The sequence below is a fragment of the Citrobacter sp. HN-141 genome (assembly GCF_033341895.1).
Classification (GTDB): Bacteria; Pseudomonadota; Gammaproteobacteria; order Enterobacterales; family Enterobacteriaceae; genus Citrobacter.
In genome coordinates, this window is record NZ_JAWPBF010000004.1 from 165,697 (window position 1) to 182,580 (window position 16,884).

Sequence of the window (16,884 nt, forward strand, 5' to 3'; positions counted from 1 at the left end):
CTGGCGGGGCAAGAAAAGCATGTCGGGGCATACCGACAAGTGGCAACGCACATCCATATGCGTGAGGTTAAAAATCAGTAGCCGCGTTGCTGGATAAGGCGAAGCCGCCATCCGGCGCCACAGACTTACACGGGCAATGTTTTCAGCAGTGCGAAGGCTTCTTTCATCCGGTCTTCACTGACGACGAAGGCACACAATTGACCTTCGTCGTTCATCCCTCGGGCGACCATCCCTTGCGCTTCGGCGGCAATATGCCAGTTCAGATCGCGGCGCTGGGTTTCCCCCGCCAGGTGTAACGGCAGTTCCGGCGTTTTGACTTTTACCAGCATGGCGGGCAGCTTCAACGGCGCGTTACCACCGAGCAGGTTTTTCGCCAGATACATGGCGCTTAACTGAATCGGTTGCAGGAAAGGCAGTACCTGACCGTTAATTTCCGCACAGTCACCGAGCGCATAGATGTCCGGATGACTGGTTTGCAAGTAGCTGTCGACGCAAACGCCCCGATTGATGTTCAATCCGGCGCGACGCGCCAGTGCGGTTTCCGGGCGCAGACCGGTTGCAGCGATCACTGCATCAACTTCGACACTACGGTGACGATCGAGCGTGGCGCGGATACCGGTGCTGGTTTTCTCCAGACCCTGCAGTTGCGATTTCAACAGCAGATGCACACCCATATCGGTCAGACGATGCTGCAAACGGCTGCTGACTTCCGGCGGCATTAACGAGGCCAGAATGCTGGCGGCGTTATCGATAAGCGTCACCGCTTTGCCGGCACGACAGAAATCCATCGCCAGTTCACTGCCAATCAGACCGCCACCGACAATCAGTACCCGCCGGGCATCACGCAGCTGAGTTTCACAAGCGCGGTACTCTTGCTGGCTATTCAGAGTAAGCATTAACTCACGCCCGGAAACAGGTGGCACAAAAGCCGATGCGCCCGTTGCCAGTACCAGCTTGTCGTACTCCCATTGCTGCTCCTGGCTTTTCACCATGTGAGCATCTGCATCGATATCAGTAACCCAGGTATGTGGAAACAGGCGTAAGTTAAACTGTTCGGCAAACTCCCCCGCCGACTGGCGGGTGAGGTCGTCTGCGCGCTGTGCCTGACTGATCACGTGGCTGAGATCGGGCTTGTTGTACTCATCCATGCTGTCAGCGGCAATCAGGGTCAACGGAACCGTTGCATCCTGTTTACGGATATTTTTGACTAACTGGCGGGCGGCAAAGCCCGAACCAATAATGACAATTCCGCGGCTCATTTTGCCTCCGTTGCCAGTACGTCAAAGACGTCTTTACCTAATGAACATTCCGGGCACAGGAAGTTGTCCGGCACGTCGCTCCATGGTGTACCCGGTGCGACATCCTGCAGCGGCTCACCTTTTGCTGGATCGTAGATCCACTGGCACACGCTGCACTGCATGCTTGGGCCGAGGTCCGCGGCAGCCGCAGCGGCACAGGCACAGGCTTCTTCCTCGGCGACGGCTTTCACGTGGGTTTCCGGCAGCGGAGCAAGTGCCCACTGACGTGCAATTTCTCGACCGTGCTGGCGGCACAGTTCCAGCGCATCCAGATCCGGACGCCATTTTGCTTTCAGGCTCAGTGACATTTCAAAACCTGCATCCTGCAGGCGAGTGGACAAACGGTCTACCGCACCGCCGCTCCAGCCGTGTGAACCGAAGGCGCTGGCGCGTTTGTTACGAAAACGCAGGCCGGTCATCTCTTCCACCAGACCGGCGATTTTCGGCATCATCACGTTGTTCATGGTTGAGGTCCCGACCAGCACGCCTTTAGAGCGGAAGACGTTAGTTAGGACTTCGTTTTTATCGCTGCGGGCAACGTTGAAGATTTTCACCGCGACGTTCGGGTCCACTTCGTTGATACCCTGGGCAATCGCATCGGCCATCATGCGGGTGTTGTTCGACATGGTGTCGTAGAAAATGGTGATACGGTCTTCCTGATAATCCGCCGCCCATTTCAGGTACATCTCCACGATTTGTGTTGGGTTGTCGCGCCATACCACACCGTGGGAGGTGGCAATCATATCGACCGGCAGGTTGAAGCCGAGGATCTCCGTGATTTTCGGTGTGACCAGACGGCTGAACGGGGTCAGGATATTGGCGTAGTAGCGCTGACACTGTTCGAACAACTCCGTCTGATCCACTTCGTCATTGAACAGGCGTTCGTCACAATAGTGCTGGCCAAAGGCGTCGTTACTGAACAGTACCGCATCACCGGTCATGTAGGTCATCATGCTGTCCGGCCAGTGCAGCATCGGTGTTTCCACGAAGATCAGCTGTTTGCCGTTACCAATGTCCAGTGAATCACCGGTTTTCACCACGTTAAAGTTCCATTCCGGGTGATGGTGGTGACCGTTGATGGAGTCAATGGCGTTGGCTGTGCAGTAAATCGGGGTATCCGGGATGCAGGACATCAGCTCGGTCAACGCCCCGGCGTGGTCTTCTTCCGCATGGTTAATGATGATGTAATCGATATCTGCCAGGTCGATTTCACTGCGCAGGTTCTGCACGAATTCACGGCTAAACTTGTGGTCTACTGTATCGATCAGGACATTTTTTTCTTCACGGATAAGATAGCTGTTGTAGCTGCTGCCGCGCAGCGTTTTGTATTCGGTTCCGTGGAAATCACGAACTTCCCAGTCACGTTGGCCAACCCAATGAATGTTATTTTTAACCAGAATAGACATAGCAACCTCAGTAATTAATTTCGCGTTTTTCTAAAAAAGATGTTTTGCTTATTGCAGGTTGCGTGCCAACTTTTTATTCATTTGATTTATAAAGATTTAATATTTATTGCCTACAAAGAGGTAGTCAAAATGACTATTCATTTCATTGTCAATATGACAATATAAATTGTCAAAATGACAATGAGGTGGTCATGAGCTTTTCTGTAGACGTGCTGGCGGGCATCGCCATTGAATTACAAAGCGGTATTGGGCATCAGGACCGTTTTCAACGCCTGATCACGACGTTACGCCAGGTGCTGGAGTGCGATGCGTCGGCATTGTTGCGCTATGAATCCCGACAATTTATTCCGCTGGCGATCGATGGACTGACGCAGGATGTTCTCGGCAGGCGCTTTACGCTGGAGGGGCACCCGCGGCTGGAGGCGATTGCCCGTGCCGGGGATGTGGTGCGTTTCCCCGCCGACAGCGATTTGCCCGATCCTTATGATGGGCTGATCCCCGGTCAGGAGAGCCTGAAGGTGCATGCCTGTATCGGATTGCCGCTGTTTGCCGGACAAAATCTGATCGGGGCGCTCACGCTGGATGGCATGGAGCCCGATCAGTTCGATGTGTTCAGTGATGAAGAGCTTAGGCTGATTGCCGCGCTGGCGGCGGGCGCGCTCAGTAATGCGCTGCTGATTGAGCAGCTGGAAAGCCAGAACATGCTGCCAGGCTCGTCAACGGCCTTCGAGCAGGTGAAAGAAACGCAAATGATTGGCCTGTCGCCCAATATGATGCAACTGAAAAAAGAGATCGAGATTGTTGCGGGCTCCGATCTCAATGTTTTGATCAGCGGTGAGACGGGAACCGGGAAAGAGCTGGTGGCGAAGGCCATCCATGAAGGTTCACCGCGTGCGGTCAATCCACTGGTGTATCTGAACTGCGCGGCGTTGCCGGAAAGCGTGGCGGAAAGCGAGCTGTTTGGTCACGTCAAAGGGGCGTTTACCGGGGCTATCAGCAACCGTAGCGGCAAGTTTGAAATGGCGGACAACGGTACGCTGTTTCTGGATGAGATAGGTGAATTGTCGCTGGCGCTACAGGCCAAGCTGCTGCGCGTATTGCAGTACGGGGATATTCAGCGCGTGGGGGACGATCGCAGTCTGCGCGTTGACGTACGCGTGCTGGCAGCAACCAACCGCGATTTGCGTGAAGAGGTGCTGGCCGGGAATTTCCGCGCGGATTTGTTTCATCGCCTGAGCGTCTTTCCACTTTCTGTGCCACCGCTGCGCGAACGCGGTGAGGACGTCGTGTTGCTGGCGGGATATTTTTGCGAGCAATGTCGGCTGCGACTGGGGCTTTCCCGTGTGGTGTTAAGCCCCGGCGCGCGTAGCCATTTGTTGAATTATGGCTGGCCGGGAAACGTTCGTGAACTGGAACATGCCATTCACCGGGCGGTGGTGCTGGCAAGGGCGACAAGGGCAGGGGATGAAGTGGTTCTGGAAGCACAGCATTTTGCTTTACAGGATGACAGTTCTGTCCTGCCGTCGCAGGTTCTTCCCGAGGTTCCGCTACATCATAACCTGCGTGAGGCAACAGAGTCTTTCCAACGGGAGATGATTCGTCGGGCGCTGACGCAGAATAATCACAGTTGGGCGGCAAGTGCGCGGGCACTGGAAACAGACGTCGCCAACCTGCACCGGCTGGCGAAGCGTCTTGGACTGAAGGATTAAATAATCCCTGCCTGATAGAAATCCTGCAGGTTGATAGCGCCGGTGAGCTTACCGTTTTCATCCACCACCGGCGCGGCAGTGATTTTGCGCTTCATCAGAACTTCTTTGGCATCAATCGCACGGCTCTGCGCCTGTAGCGTGACGCCATTATGGGTCATCGCTTCGCTTACCTGAGTCGTGAGCGCACCACCGCCGACCAGCCAACGGCGCAGGTCGCCGTCGGTAAAGACACCTTTCACCAGCGATTGATCGTCGCAGACCGCTACCAGACCCAGACCTGTACGACTCAGTTCCAGCATGGCATCCATGACGCTGGTGGTGAGCGTCACTTGTGGCACTGCATCATCACGACGCATCAGGTGATGCACTTTATTTAACAGACGCGCGCCCAGCGCACCGGCCGGATGGGAACGGGCAAAATCTTCTTCGTTAAACCCGCGTGCCTGCATCACGGCTATTGCCAGCGCATCGCCCATCATCAGCGTGTTGACGGTGCTGGAGGTTGGTGCCAGACGCATCGGGCAGGCTTCGCGCTCTACTGAAATATCCAACACCGCTTTGGCTGCCAGGCCCAGTGGCGAGGTTGGTTTTCCGGTCATTGCCAGCAGGGTGACGGATTTGTCTTCCAGGCGTGGAATGATGAGATCCAGCTCTTTAGCCCCGCCAGAGTAGGAGATAAACAGCATGACATCGCGGCTTTCAATCATTCCTAAGTCGCCGTGCAGCGCTTCTGCCGGATGCACAAAAAAGGCGGGCGTGCCTGTACTGGCGAGGGTTGCCGCGATTTTTTTGCCAATATGGCCTGACTTGCCAATCCCGGAAACAATCACTTTTCCTTCACAGTGGATGATAGTATTGGCGGCTCGAACAAAATCATCGCCCAGTCGCTCTGGCAGTCGGCTGGCTTCTTGTAATTCCAGCATTAACGTCTGACGGCCCGCGTTCAGTAGTGCATCACTCATTGGTCTCTCCGGTTATAATCACTTCAATCCCTTTTGCTTCCAGCGCCTGACGAAACGCAGGATTAATACCCGCATCGGTAATCAATTTGTCGACGCTTTCCAGACTACACACAACATTGGGGCTTTTGCGACCAAATTTTGACGAGTCAGCCATCAGAATGACTTCGCGAGCGGCATTGCACATCGCTTTACTGACGCTAAACACCTCATTAAATGTGGTTACGCCGGCATTGAGATCGATGCCGTCGGTGCCCATGAAGAGTTTATCAAAGCTGAACTGCTCAAAGGCATTTTCTGCCAGCTGTCCGTGAAATGACGCAGATTTTTTGCGGAATGTTCCGCCGGGCATCAGGATGGTTTGCTCGTTGTCCAGCTCTGAAAGCGCATTAACAATGTGCAGGCTGTTGGTCATGACGGTGATGTTGCTAAAGCGGCTGAGCATCGGCACCATCTGCAGCACCGTACTGCCCGCATCCAGAATTATGGAGTCGCCATCGTGAATAAAGCGAACGGCAGCTTCGGCAATTTGCTCTTTTTTATGCGTGTTGATCAGCGTCTTGTGATCGATTGGCGGGTCAGATTCGTCTTTATTCAATACTACGCCGCCATAGGTGCGAATGACGGTTCCGGCATTTTCCAGAGTGACCAGATCTTTGCGAATGGTCGTACCGGTGGTGTCAAAGTAGTGGGCCAGTTCTTCAACTGAGCATTTTCCCTGCTTTTGCAAGTGCTCCAGTATGGCAGCCTGACGCTGACGAGGTTTCATAGGCGTGATTACCCTGACTTAATAAGTTGCAAAATGATAATTTCGCAAGCTATTAGCATTCACAACGAAATTACCCATGTTTCAGTTTAAGCGCCAATGATAGTGCATTCTGCGAAAGCGGATCATGGGGAAAGATCACATCAGGCTGTAATTCATCAAGATGTTTGCCCATTATTGTGGCAATTTTGCCAGGTCTTGCAAAAACGGTAAGACCTTTCATAAATAACGTATCGGCAACCCGCTGTTGCTCATCCAGTGCGATGGCGACCACAACACGGGGTTTAAACCGCCCGCCGGAGCGACCCACGCCGACCCGGCCCCGCTGGCAGAGCTTATCGAAAGCCCGATTAAAACGGGATATTTGCCAGCCCCCTAATGCCAGTTGCAGACACCACGCAATGGCGGCGACGGTAATCAGTGCGGAAACCATGTTATTGCTCCTTGATTATATGCCGGGTGGCGCTACGCTTACCCGGCCTACAGGGATGGCGTAGGCCGGATAAGGTGAAACCGCCATCCGGCAATTCAACATTAGAACATCACCTGACCGCCGGTGACGTTAATCGATTGTCCGGTGCAGTAAGACGCTTTTGGACTGGCGTAAAACAGCAGCATATTCAGTACGTCCTGATAATCGCAGCCGCGCTTGAGTGGCACTTTATCAATGTAGTACTGCTCCACTTCGTCCGGCTTGAGGCCAAGTTTAGTGGCATATTGCGGTAACAATGACTGGAACATTGGGGATTTCAGCAGATTACCCAGCATCAGCGAATGCACGGTAATGCCGTATTCCGCCAGGTCCAGCGCCAGCGATTGCGTTAAGCCTACGCCGCCAAATTTCGCCGCGCTGTAACCCGAGTTATGCTTGCTACCCACTTTCCCTGATTTGGAGTTGATCTGGATAATGCGGCCCTGGACGCCATCACGGATCATCAGGCGCGAGAATTCACGTGCACAGAGGAAATATCCGACCAGATTCACCTGCAGTGAACGGTCGAAATCCCCCAACTGAAAGTCGCTGATAAACGCGGCTTTGGCAATGCCCGCGCTGTAAACCAGCAGGTCAACGCGACCGAATATTTCATCGACTCCGCGCGACAGCGCCAGCACGCTCTGCTCGCTGGTGGCATCGGCACCAAAACCGTAAGCGGTACCTTCGCCGAACTCGGCGTTAATTTCCTGCGCCACATTCGCCGCTTTATCGCTTTGAATATCCACGACTGCAACGCGGTAACCTTCTGTTGCAAGCCCACGGCAAAGGAATGCCCCCAGGGTCTGGCCTCCACCAATGACAACGGCAACTTGATTCATTTTTCTCTCCTTTACTCTTAAGCGACAAACTTCAAAATACAGCCCGGTACGATATCGTCCGGTACGGGCCCCGCTATGTGCACGGTGCCGGGAAATTCCGCTTCGCTTAGTCCATCGAAGCGCAGGGTGATATGTCCGAGTTCACGTAAGTTTTGTTCTGCCACGCTACCGACAGCCGTAACCGGGTAGTGATGCTGGCCCAGTTCGAAACGGATACCGGCTTGCAGAGAACCGTTCAGCACGCCATGGCAATGAATGAAGCAAAACTCTTCGATATCCGCAGGGGCGCCTTCACGAAAGGTAATCAGCATCTGGTCACACAGTGCATCCGCTGCGCTTTGGCCGATACGGGTGATGGTGGTCTGATAAATCACGGTCATTTCTGAGTGCCTCTTATTGGTAGATAAAGCCGGAAACAAACCAGGCGATGAGAACGGTAGGCGCACCGGTGAGGAAGCGGCTTACCAGAACAGATGGCACACCGACGCGCACGGTGTCCTGACGAGCCTCCGCCAGCGACAGGCCAACCGGGATAAAATCGCATGCGGCCTGGGCGTTAATAGCAAACAGAGCGGGTAGTGCCAGGTGTGGCGGGATATTTCCCAGACCAATTTGCACGCCGATCAGTACGCCGATAACCTGGGCAATCACCGCGCCAGGGCCGAGGAAAGGCGACAGCAATGGGAATGAGCAAATTAGCGCCAGGGTCACCAGTCCCAGAGGGTGGCTGGCCAGCGGCGCAAGACCATGGGCTATCCAGTCACCCAAACCGGAAGCCATAATGATGCCAATCAGTGCCGAGACGAACGCCATAAACGGCAGAATGGTTTTCAGGACGGTATCGATGGTGTCGCGTCCGGACTGGAACAGCACCGCAACGGCGGAGCCCATGCCCATACCGACTTTTGCCAGCAGGCCATCGCTTTGTTCAGTGATTTTTTTGCTGGTGTCGTAATCGCGACCGATAGTGCTGCTTGCAGGCTGCGGCGTAGCGGATGCTTCACCGACAACGGTGATGTTTTCTTCTTTCACGCCAGAGACATAGATATCTTCAACAATGTACTGTGCCAGTGGGCCGGATTTCCCGGTCGCGTGAATATTTACCGTCGGTATACGACGTTTCGGATAGATCCCGCAGCGCAACGTGCCGCCGCAGTCGATGATTGCTACACCGATTTCATTCTCTGGTGGTTCACCTTCTTTGAAGCCATCAATGGCCTGCCAGCCGGTCAAACTGGCCAGTTTGTCGACAATTGCAGGACGTGTCCCGGCAGTGATATAGACAATTTTCTTGCCCGGAACGGCATCCAGTTCAAGCGGGCCACCCCAGCCGCCAGTGCCTTTTTCAATACGAATACGCGTCATGATGTTGCTCCCGCCAGATGCACTTTCTGCTCAAGTTGAATGCCCATTTTTTTCTCAAAGATGGCGGTGGTGAAATCGGTCACCCAGCCACGGAAGAAGTTGGTTACCAGACCGACCAGTAAATAGCTCACGGCGAGTGGGCCGAGCGGGAGGCCCAGCGTCGTCAAGCCGCTGGCGATCCCCAGATAGACAAACAGCTCTCCGGGGTTAATGTGTGGGAACAAGCCGTTCATTGAGTGGCAGCTATAGGACGCGGCTGCGTAATAGCTGGGCTTATATCGCTCTGGCATAAAACGACCCAGGCTCAGCGTCATGGGGTTACAAAAAACGAATGTGCCGATGCACGGCAGCAGCAGATAGCGGGACAATGGGTTTCCGGCGCAGCGCTGGGCAAAACGTTCGATACGCTGTTGACCAATAAAGTTAATCAGCGCATTCATGATGACCAGCAGGCTAATCAGCAGTGGAAGAATACCGGTCACCATGCCAGTAAACACTTCTCCGCCTTTCTGGAACAGCCCGATAAACCACTCAGCACCGAGTGTGATGGTGTCGATCATTATTCTCTCCTGTAGGGATTTTAGTTACCTTGCCAAACGGTAGTTAATTTTAATCAGATCGAAAGATTTAAAAGTGTTATTTTGATCTCAAAATGAAAGGAAAATATTTTAATTTGAAAGTTATTGTGTGAGTGCTCGCAAATGTGCGGGTCAGAGATGAAAGGGGATGTAAATTCTGTGAAGGAGAGCGACTACCGCTTCCTTGTATGACGGAGGATGCTTTACCATACTTCCCCCAGGCTGAATTTGTTTAATGGATGTCTCATGTTCAAGCGTCGTTATGTAGCGTTACTCCCCCTTTTCGTACTGCTCGCTGCCTGTAGCAGCAAACCCAAACCTTCAGAGACTCAAACGACTACGGGTGCGCCATCCGGCGGCTTCCTGCTTGAGCCACAGCACAACGTCATGCAAACAAGCGGCGACTTCGCCAATAATCCGAATGCACAGCAGTTCATCGAGAAAATGGTGAACAAGCATGGTTTTGATCGTCAGCAATTGCAGGAAATCCTGTCGCAGGCTAAGCGCCTGGACTCAGTATTGCGTCTGATGGACCGCCAGGCACCCACAACGCAGCCGCCAGCCGGACCTAATGGCGCATGGCTGCGCTATCGCAAGCAGTTCATCACACCTGACAACGTGCAAAATGGCGTAGCCTTCTGGAATCAATATGAAGATGCTCTGAACCGTGCGTGGCAGGTATACGGAGTACCACCAGAAATTATCGTTGGCATTATCGGCGTTGAAACGCGCTGGGGCCGCGTGATGGGCAAAACGCGTATTCTGGATGCGCTGGCGACGCTGTCCTTCAACTATCCGCGCCGTGCGGAATACTTCTCTGGCGAGCTGGAAACCTTCCTGCTGATGGCGCGAGATGAAAGTGATGATCCACTCGATCTAAAAGGTTCCTTTGCGGGTGCGATGGGTTACGGTCAATTTATGCCATCCTCCTATAAACAATATGCCGTTGATTTCAATGGTGATGGGCACATTAACCTGTGGGACCCCGTCGATGCTATCGGCAGCGTGGCGAACTATTTCAAAGGGCACGGCTGGGTGAAAGGCGACACCGTGGCAGTACCTGCAAATGGTCAGGCACCGGGTCTTGCGAACGGCTTTAAAACCCAATACAGCATTGCTCAGCTTGCTGCTGCAGGCCTGACACCGCAGCAGTCGTTGGGGAATCATCAGCAGGCCAGCCTGCTGCGTCTGGATGTTGGCACCGGCTACCAGTACTGGTATGGACTGCCGAACTTCTACACCATCACCCGCTATAACCACAGCACACATTACGCGATGGCGGTGTGGCAGTTGGGGCAGGCTGTAGCGCTGGCTCGCGTGCAGTAATCGCGTGTTACCGGCCTACAGGAAGATTTCGCTTGTAGGCCGGATAAGACGCGCTGGCATCGCTATCCGGCAGGTCTGATTTATGCAACGGATCAATTTTTGGAATCCCCCTCGTAAAACGTTCTCCTTATCCCCATCTTGGTTGTGAAAGTGCTATCTTGTCCGGCATATTTTTTTAACTGACAGAGGCTGAAATGACCGACAGTGAACTGATGCAGTTAAGTGAGCAGGTGGGGCTGGCGTTAAAAGCACGCGGAGCAACGGTGACAACAGCGGAATCCTGCACCGGCGGTTGGGTGGCAAAAGCTATTACCGATATTGCCGGTAGCTCAGCCTGGTTTGAGCGCGGGTTTGTCACTTACAGCAACCAAGCCAAAGCGCAGATGATTGGCGTGCGCGAAGAAACGCTGGCGCAGCATGGGGCGGTGAGTGAACCGGTGGTCGTTGAAATGGCGATTGGCGCGCTAAAAGCCGCCCGTGCAGACTTCGCCGTCTCGATTAGCGGTATCGCAGGACCCGATGGCGGTAGTGAAGACAAGCCCGTGGGTACGGTATGGTTTGCCTTTGCCAGCGTCAGCGGTGAGGGGATTACCCGGCGAGAATGCTTCAGCGGCGACCGTGAGTCGGTACGTCGTCAGGCGACCGCGTATGCGTTACAAACCCTGTGGCAACAATTTCTACAAAATACTTGATACTGTATGAGCATACAGTATAATTGCCTCAACAGAACATTATCTTTCACGTTTCACGGTTTAATCCGAAAGTGGCATGACAGGAGTAATTAATGGCTATCGACGAAAACAAACAGAAAGCGTTGGCGGCAGCGCTGGGTCAGATCGAAAAGCAATTCGGTAAAGGCTCCATCATGCGCCTGGGTGAAGACCGTTCCATGGACGTGGAAACCATCTCCACCGGTTCGCTTTCTCTGGATATCGCATTGGGCGCGGGCGGTTTGCCGATGGGACGCATCGTCGAAATTTATGGGCCTGAATCCTCCGGTAAAACAACGCTGACGCTGCAAGTTATTGCGGCCGCACAGCGCGAAGGTAAAACCTGTGCATTCATCGATGCAGAACACGCGTTGGATCCTGTCTATGCGCGTAAGCTTGGCGTTGATATCGATAACCTGCTGTGTTCTCAGCCGGATACGGGTGAACAAGCTCTGGAAATCTGCGACGCGCTGGCGCGTTCTGGCGCAGTCGACGTTATCGTGGTTGACTCCGTTGCAGCACTGACGCCGAAGGCTGAAATCGAAGGCGAGATCGGTGACTCTCATATGGGCCTTGCGGCACGTATGATGAGCCAGGCAATGCGTAAGCTGGCGGGTAACCTGAAGCAGTCCAACACATTGCTGATTTTCATCAACCAGATCCGTATGAAAATTGGCGTTATGTTCGGTAACCCGGAAACGACTACCGGTGGTAACGCCCTGAAATTTTACGCCTCTGTCCGTCTGGATATCCGTCGTATTGGCGCGGTGAAAGAGGGCGATAACGTGGTCGGTAGCGAAACCCGCGTTAAGGTCGTGAAAAACAAAATTGCAGCACCGTTTAAACAGGCTGAATTCCAGATTCTTTACGGCGAAGGTATCAACTTCTACGGCGAACTGGTTGACCTGGGCGTGAAAGAGAAGCTGATTGAAAAAGCGGGCGCATGGTATAGCTACAACGGTGATAAAATTGGCCAGGGTAAAGCGAATGCGACCAACTGGCTGAAAGAAAACCCGGCTGCCGCAAAAGAAATTGAGAAAAAATTACGCGAGTTACTGCTCAATAACCAGGATTCAACGCCAGATTTCTCCGTTGATGACAGTGGTCAAGACGTAGCAGAAACCAACGAAGATTTCTGATAGTCTGACGTAATCGCATATAAAAGGGCTGCATATCATGCAGCCCTTTTCCATTTCTGAAGGCTCAATATGACAGATTCAACTTCCCGCCGCTCTGCTTACTCCCGATTACTTGACCGCGCAGTGCGAATACTTGCGATGCGCGACCACAGTGAGCAGGAACTGCGGCGTAAACTGGCTGCTCCGGTGATGGGGAAAAATGGACCAGAAGAAATTGATGCCACGCCGGAGGATTACGACAAGGTTGTCGCCTGGTGTATTGAAAGCCGTTATCTTGATGATGACCGATTTGTTCAGCAATTCATCACCAGCCGTAGCCGTAAAGGTTATGGGCCAGCGCGTGTGCGCCAGGAATTAGGTCAGAAAGGGATCGCCCGTGAGGCCATTGAGCGGGCAATGCGGGAATGTGAAATTGACTGGGCGCGACTTGCGCGTGAGCAGGCAAGCAGAAAATATGGCGAACCCTTACCTGTCGATTTTTCAGAAAAGGTTAAGGTTCAGCGTTTTTTGCTCTATCGCGGCTATCTGATGGAAGATATTCAGGCAATATGGCGAAATTTTGACGATTGAGCGCATACGGGATTTTACTTCCCAGTAAAGAAAACTTATCTTATTCCCACTTTTCGATTGCCAGAGGCGCAGTTTGCATGCCGATGCTGGTAATGACATTTCGTTAGCTTGATTTCTTCAGGATAATTATGAGCAAGAGCACCGCTGAGATCCGTCAGGCGTTTCTCGATTTTTTCCATAGTAAAGGACATCAGGTAGTTGCCAGCAGCTCCCTGGTACCGAACAATGACCCTACTTTGTTGTTTACCAACGCCGGGATGAACCAGTTCAAGGATGTTTTCCTTGGCCTCGACAAGCGTAATTATTCCCGCGCAACTACCTCGCAGCGTTGTGTACGTGCGGGCGGTAAGCACAATGACCTGGAAAACGTCGGCTACACTGCACGTCACCACACTTTCTTCGAAATGCTGGGCAACTTCAGCTTCGGCGATTACTTCAAACACGACGCTATTCAATATGCATGGGAACTGCTGACCGGCGAAAATTGGTTTGCCCTGCCAAAAGAGCGTCTGTGGGTCACCGTCTATGAAACTGACGATGAAGCCTATGAAATCTGGGAAAAAGAAGTCGGAATTCCGCGCGAACGTATCATTCGTATTGGTGATAACAAAGGCGCGGCTTATGCATCCGACAACTTCTGGCAGATGGGTGATACCGGTCCTTGTGGTCCGTGCACCGAGATTTTCTACGACCACGGTGACCACATTTGGGGTGGTCCTCCGGGAAGTGCAGAAGAAGATGGCGATCGCTACATTGAGATCTGGAACATCGTCTTCATGCAGTTCAACCGTCAAGCCGACGGCACCATGGAACCGCTGCCGAAGCCGTCCGTGGACACCGGTATGGGTCTGGAGCGTATTGCGGCCGTGCTGCAACACGTTAACTCCAACTACGAAATTGACCTGTTCCGCTCACTGATCGAAGCCGTGGCGAAAGTGACCGGTGCGACCGATCTGAGCAATAAATCACTGCGCGTTATCGCCGACCATATTCGTTCCTGCGCATTCCTGATTGCCGATGGCGTTGTCCCGTCGAATGAAAACCGTGGCTATGTGCTGCGCCGTATCATTCGTCGCGCGGTACGTCATGGCAACATGCTGGGCGCGAAAGATACCTTCTTCTACAAGCTGGTTGGTCCGCTGGTGGACGTCATGGGCTCAGCAGGTGAAGAACTGAAGCGTCAGCAGGCTATGGTTGAGCAGGTTCTGAAAACCGAAGAAGAGCAGTTTGCGCGTACGCTGGAACGTGGTCTGGCACTGCTGGATGAAGAACTGGCGAAACTGTCTGGCGATACGCTGGACGGCGAAACAGCATTCCGCCTGTATGACACTTACGGTTTCCCGGTTGACCTGACGGCAGACGTTTGCCGCGAGCGCAACATTAAGGTTGATGAAGCTGGCTTTGAGGCCGCAATGGAAGAACAGCGCCGTCGTGCGCGTGAAGCCAGCGGTTTTGGCGCAGACTACAATGCGATGATTCGTGTTGATGGTGCCTCTGAATTTAAAGGCTATGAGAACCTGGAACTGAACGGCAAAGTGACCGCGCTGTTTGTTGATGGTAAAGCGGTAGATGCCATTAACGCCGGTCAGGACGCTGTCGTTGTTCTGGACCAGACGCCGTTCTATGCAGAATCCGGTGGCCAGGTTGGCGATAAAGGTGAACTGAAAGGCGCCGGTTTTGCCTTTGCCGTGAACGACACGCAAAAATATGGCCAGGCAATTGGTCATATTGGCAAGCTGTCTGCGGGTTCTCTGAAAGTGGGCGATGCGGTGCAGGCTGATGTGGATGAAGCGCGTCGTGCGCGGATCCGTCTCAATCACTCCGCAACGCACCTGATGCACGCGGCGTTGCGTCAGGTTCTGGGCACGCATGTGGCGCAGAAAGGTTCACTGGTAAACGATAAAGTGCTGCGTTTCGACTTCTCGCATACCGAAGCGATGAAGCCTGCTGAAATTCGTGCTGTTGAAGATCTGGTGAATGCGCAAATTCGTCGCAACCTACCGATTGAAACGAACATCATGGATCTCGAGGCAGCGAAAGCCAAAGGTGCAATGGCGCTGTTTGGTGAGAAATACGATGACCACGTGCGTGTTCTGAGCATGGGTGATTTCTCTACCGAACTGTGTGGTGGTACTCATGCCAGCCGTACGGGCGATATCGGTCTGTTCCGTATTATCTCCGAATCTGGTACCGCTGCGGGCGTTCGTCGTATCGAAGCCGTGACCGGTGAAGGTGCTCTGAATACCGTGCATGCTGAGAGCGATCGCTTAAGCGATATTGCGCAGCTGCTGAAAGGCGATAGCCAGAATATCGGTGATAAAGTTCGTTCCGTACTGGAACGTACGCGTCAGCTCGAAAAAGAATTGCAGCAATTGAAGGAACAGGCCGCAGCGCAGGAAAGTGCGAACCTTTCCAGCAAAGCAGTTGATATCAACGGCGTGAAGCTGTTGGTCAGCGAGCTTGCGGACGTTGAACCGAAAATGCTGCGTACCATGGTTGATGATCTGAAAAATCAGCTGGGTTCTACTGTTGTCGTACTGGCAACAGTTGCTGAAGGTAAGGTTTCTCTGATTGCGGGCGTGTCTAAGGATGTGACAGACCGCGTGAAAGCAGGGGAACTGATTGGGATGGTCGCTCAGCAGGTAGGCGGCAAGGGTGGTGGTCGTCCGGACATGGCGCAAGCCGGTGGTACGGATGCTGCGGCTCTGCCGGCAGCGTTAGCCAGTGTGAAAGGCTGGGTTAGCGCAAAACTGTAAAAATTATAAGCGTAAGTCGACGCTGCGGACTTCAATCCGCAGCGTTTGCCTCAACGCTATCGACAACGATAAAGTCAGGTTGAAGTTGTGTATATCGGCTAAACTTAGGTTTAACAGAATGTGATGCCGTGACTGCTTACACTTAGGTGTTTGTCATCGCTTACTTTTTGGCGTTATATGATGGATAATGCCGGGATACAGAGAGACCCGACTCTTTTAATCTTTCAAGGAGCAAAGAATGCTGATTCTGACTCGTCGAGTTGGTGAGACCCTCATGATAGGCGATGAGGTCACCGTGACAGTTTTAGGGGTGAAGGGCAACCAGGTGCGCATTGGCGTCAACGCCCCGAAAGAAGTTTCTGTCCATCGTGAAGAGATCTACCAGCGTATCCAGGCTGAAAAATCCCAGCAGTCCAGTTACTAAGGTTTTCGCGTCTCACCTGTCTGGTGAGGCGCAACCTGATCGAGCATTCTCTTTTCTTACTTTTTACCTCCTCATTGCGCTCTTATCTCTTTCTATACCGATCTGACTTCTCTCTGATTATTGTCATTCCACGTCGTTTTCTCTGCAGTGATGCTGTTATTGTCTTCCCCGATGATTTTTCTGTTCGTACATCGTCTGCGTATAACGCCGATTTATCTGTTGATAAAACACTCTTTTTGCCGTTTTTGCAGACTAATTGCGCGTGAAATGTGCAAACGATAAAAGCTCTGGAAAAATTGTTTGACTTATAAGTCCCAGAAAGTAATATGTGCGCCACGCAGCGACGATGAGCAGAAACAAGTTCTTCGAAGCACTCGTAAGAGGCGTGTTGGTGAGGTGGCCGAGAGGCTGAAGGCGCTCCCCTGCTAAGGGAGTATGCGGTCAAAAGCTGCATCCGGGGTTCGAATCCCCGCCTCACCGCCATTTGCATCCGTAGCTCAGCTGGATAGAGTACTCGGCTACGAACCGAGCGGTCGGAGGTTCGAATCCTCCCGGATGCACCAT

At 53.0% G+C, this 16,884-nt stretch carries 16 protein-coding genes and 2 tRNA genes; 9 read left to right on the forward strand and 9 right to left on the reverse strand.

The annotated features are described in order from the left end of the window. Positions 1-125: 125 nt before the first annotated feature. Both norW and norV read right to left on the reverse strand, forming a co-directional pair. Positions 126-1,259: an NADH:flavorubredoxin reductase NorW gene (norW, locus tag RYZ59_RS06855; protein ID WP_318045757.1), complete on the reverse strand. Its 1,134-nt coding sequence runs from the start codon at positions 1,257-1,259 to the stop codon at positions 126-128. Continuing rightward, the gene (gene norV, locus RYZ59_RS06860; protein WP_202037935.1) at positions 1,256-2,704 is read right to left on the reverse strand and encodes an anaerobic nitric oxide reductase flavorubredoxin; all 1,449 of its coding nucleotides are present in this window, start codon (positions 2,702-2,704) and stop codon (positions 1,256-1,258) included. The genes norW and norV overlap by 4 nt, the downstream gene beginning before the upstream one ends. Positions 2,705-2,895: 191 nt before the next feature. Between norV and norR the strand changes: the two genes are divergently transcribed. After that, positions 2,896-4,413, forward strand: coding sequence for a nitric oxide reductase transcriptional regulator NorR (gene norR, locus RYZ59_RS06865; RefSeq protein WP_318045758.1), 1,518 nt, complete (start codon positions 2,896-2,898; stop codon positions 4,411-4,413). Here the strand turns inward: norR and gutQ are convergent. The 7 genes from gutQ to srlA form a co-directional block, all read right to left on the reverse strand. Next, positions 4,410-5,375, reverse strand: coding sequence for an arabinose-5-phosphate isomerase GutQ (gutQ, locus tag RYZ59_RS06870; protein ID WP_137382783.1), 966 nt, complete (start codon positions 5,373-5,375; stop codon positions 4,410-4,412). The genes norR and gutQ overlap by 4 nt on opposite strands. Next, the gene (gene srlR, locus RYZ59_RS06875; RefSeq protein WP_137382784.1) at positions 5,368-6,141 is read right to left on the reverse strand and encodes a glucitol operon DNA-binding transcriptional repressor SrlR; all 774 of its coding nucleotides are present in this window, start codon (positions 6,139-6,141) and stop codon (positions 5,368-5,370) included. Before srlR ends, gutQ begins: the two co-directional genes overlap by 8 nt. Positions 6,142-6,211: 70 nt before the next feature. Then, the gene (gutM, locus tag RYZ59_RS06880; RefSeq protein ID WP_137382785.1) at positions 6,212-6,571 is read right to left on the reverse strand and encodes a transcriptional regulator GutM; all 360 of its coding nucleotides are present in this window, start codon (positions 6,569-6,571) and stop codon (positions 6,212-6,214) included. Between the two features lie 101 nt (positions 6,572-6,672). Then, on the reverse strand, positions 6,673-7,452 hold the full coding sequence (srlD, locus tag RYZ59_RS06885; RefSeq protein WP_003037345.1) for a sorbitol-6-phosphate dehydrogenase: 780 nt from the start codon (positions 7,450-7,452) through the stop codon (positions 6,673-6,675). Positions 7,453-7,469: 17 nt separating this feature from the next. Next, complete coding sequence (gene srlB / locus RYZ59_RS06890) at positions 7,470-7,832, reverse strand: PTS glucitol/sorbitol transporter subunit IIA (protein WP_137382786.1); 363 nt, start codon at positions 7,830-7,832, stop codon at positions 7,470-7,472. A gap of 13 nt (positions 7,833-7,845) precedes the next feature. Next, positions 7,846-8,817, reverse strand: a complete 972-nt coding sequence (gene srlE / locus RYZ59_RS06895; protein WP_202037937.1) for a PTS glucitol/sorbitol transporter subunit IIB — start codon at positions 8,815-8,817, stop codon at positions 7,846-7,848. Then, the gene (srlA, locus tag RYZ59_RS06900; RefSeq protein WP_048213017.1) at positions 8,814-9,377 is read right to left on the reverse strand and encodes a PTS glucitol/sorbitol transporter subunit IIC; all 564 of its coding nucleotides are present in this window, start codon (positions 9,375-9,377) and stop codon (positions 8,814-8,816) included. The genes srlE and srlA overlap by 4 nt, the downstream gene beginning before the upstream one ends. A gap of 264 nt (positions 9,378-9,641) precedes the next feature. Between srlA and mltB the strand changes: the two genes are divergently transcribed. The 8 genes from mltB (at position 9,642) to RYZ59_RS06940 (ending at position 16,883) form a co-directional block, all read left to right on the forward strand. After that, positions 9,642-10,721: a lytic murein transglycosylase B gene (gene mltB / locus RYZ59_RS06905; RefSeq protein WP_170974369.1), complete on the forward strand. Its 1,080-nt coding sequence runs from the start codon at positions 9,642-9,644 to the stop codon at positions 10,719-10,721. Positions 10,722-10,915: 194 nt separating this feature from the next. Beyond that, positions 10,916-11,413 carry a nicotinamide-nucleotide amidase gene (gene pncC, locus RYZ59_RS06910; RefSeq protein ID WP_202037939.1) on the forward strand — a complete coding sequence of 166 codons (498 nt, stop codon included), beginning with the start codon at positions 10,916-10,918 and terminating at the stop codon, positions 11,411-11,413. A 92-nt stretch (positions 11,414-11,505) separates the two neighbouring features. Continuing rightward, positions 11,506-12,570: a recombinase RecA gene (gene recA / locus RYZ59_RS06915; RefSeq protein ID WP_137382790.1), complete on the forward strand. Its 1,065-nt coding sequence runs from the start codon at positions 11,506-11,508 to the stop codon at positions 12,568-12,570. Between the two features lie 69 nt (positions 12,571-12,639). After that, entirely contained in the window at positions 12,640-13,140 is a 501-nt protein-coding gene (gene recX / locus RYZ59_RS06920) for a recombination regulator RecX (RefSeq protein ID WP_318045759.1), read from the forward strand. 128 nt (positions 13,141-13,268) lie between these two features. After that, the gene (gene alaS, locus RYZ59_RS06925; protein ID WP_318045760.1) at positions 13,269-15,896 is read left to right on the forward strand and encodes an alanine--tRNA ligase; all 2,628 of its coding nucleotides are present in this window, start codon (positions 13,269-13,271) and stop codon (positions 15,894-15,896) included. 238 nt (positions 15,897-16,134) lie between these two features. Continuing rightward, the gene (gene csrA, locus RYZ59_RS06930; protein ID WP_000906486.1) at positions 16,135-16,320 is read left to right on the forward strand and encodes a carbon storage regulator CsrA; all 186 of its coding nucleotides are present in this window, start codon (positions 16,135-16,137) and stop codon (positions 16,318-16,320) included. Positions 16,321-16,710: 390 nt separating this feature from the next. Beyond that, positions 16,711-16,803: transfer RNA gene (locus tag RYZ59_RS06935), tRNA-Ser, on the forward strand. A gap of 3 nt (positions 16,804-16,806) precedes the next feature. Continuing rightward, positions 16,807-16,883: transfer RNA gene (locus RYZ59_RS06940), tRNA-Arg, on the forward strand. Position 16,884 lies beyond the last annotated feature (1 nt).

What these genes read in the sequence shown, in the direction of transcription:
- norW (WP_318045757.1), bottom strand. Translation starts at nt 1,259, where the DNA reads ATGAGCCGCGGAATTGTCATTATTGGTTCGGGCTTTGCCGCCCGCCAG.
- norV (WP_202037935.1), bottom strand. Translation starts at nt 2,704, where the DNA reads ATGTCTATTCTGGTTAAAAATAACATTCATTGGGTTGGCCAACGTGAC.
- norR (WP_318045758.1), top strand. Translation starts at nt 2,896, where the DNA reads ATGAGCTTTTCTGTAGACGTGCTGGCGGGCATCGCCATTGAATTACAA.
- gutQ (WP_137382783.1), bottom strand. Translation starts at nt 5,375, where the DNA reads ATGAGTGATGCACTACTGAACGCGGGCCGTCAGACGTTAATGCTGGAA.
- srlR (WP_137382784.1), bottom strand. Translation starts at nt 6,141, where the DNA reads ATGAAACCTCGTCAGCGTCAGGCTGCCATACTGGAGCACTTGCAAAAG.
- gutM (WP_137382785.1), bottom strand. Translation starts at nt 6,571, where the DNA reads ATGGTTTCCGCACTGATTACCGTCGCCGCCATTGCGTGGTGTCTGCAA.
- srlD (WP_003037345.1), bottom strand. Translation starts at nt 7,452, where the DNA reads ATGAATCAAGTTGCCGTTGTCATTGGTGGAGGCCAGACCCTGGGGGCA.
- srlB (WP_137382786.1), bottom strand. Translation starts at nt 7,832, where the DNA reads ATGACCGTGATTTATCAGACCACCATCACCCGTATCGGCCAAAGCGCA.
- srlE (WP_202037937.1), bottom strand. Translation starts at nt 8,817, where the DNA reads ATGACGCGTATTCGTATTGAAAAAGGCACTGGCGGCTGGGGTGGCCCG.
- srlA (WP_048213017.1), bottom strand. Translation starts at nt 9,377, where the DNA reads ATGATCGACACCATCACACTCGGTGCTGAGTGGTTTATCGGGCTGTTC.
- mltB (WP_170974369.1), top strand. Translation starts at nt 9,642, where the DNA reads ATGTTCAAGCGTCGTTATGTAGCGTTACTCCCCCTTTTCGTACTGCTC.
- pncC (WP_202037939.1), top strand. Translation starts at nt 10,916, where the DNA reads ATGACCGACAGTGAACTGATGCAGTTAAGTGAGCAGGTGGGGCTGGCG.
- recA (WP_137382790.1), top strand. Translation starts at nt 11,506, where the DNA reads ATGGCTATCGACGAAAACAAACAGAAAGCGTTGGCGGCAGCGCTGGGT.
- recX (WP_318045759.1), top strand. Translation starts at nt 12,640, where the DNA reads ATGACAGATTCAACTTCCCGCCGCTCTGCTTACTCCCGATTACTTGAC.
- alaS (WP_318045760.1), top strand. Translation starts at nt 13,269, where the DNA reads ATGAGCAAGAGCACCGCTGAGATCCGTCAGGCGTTTCTCGATTTTTTC.
- csrA (WP_000906486.1), top strand. Translation starts at nt 16,135, where the DNA reads ATGCTGATTCTGACTCGTCGAGTTGGTGAGACCCTCATGATAGGCGAT.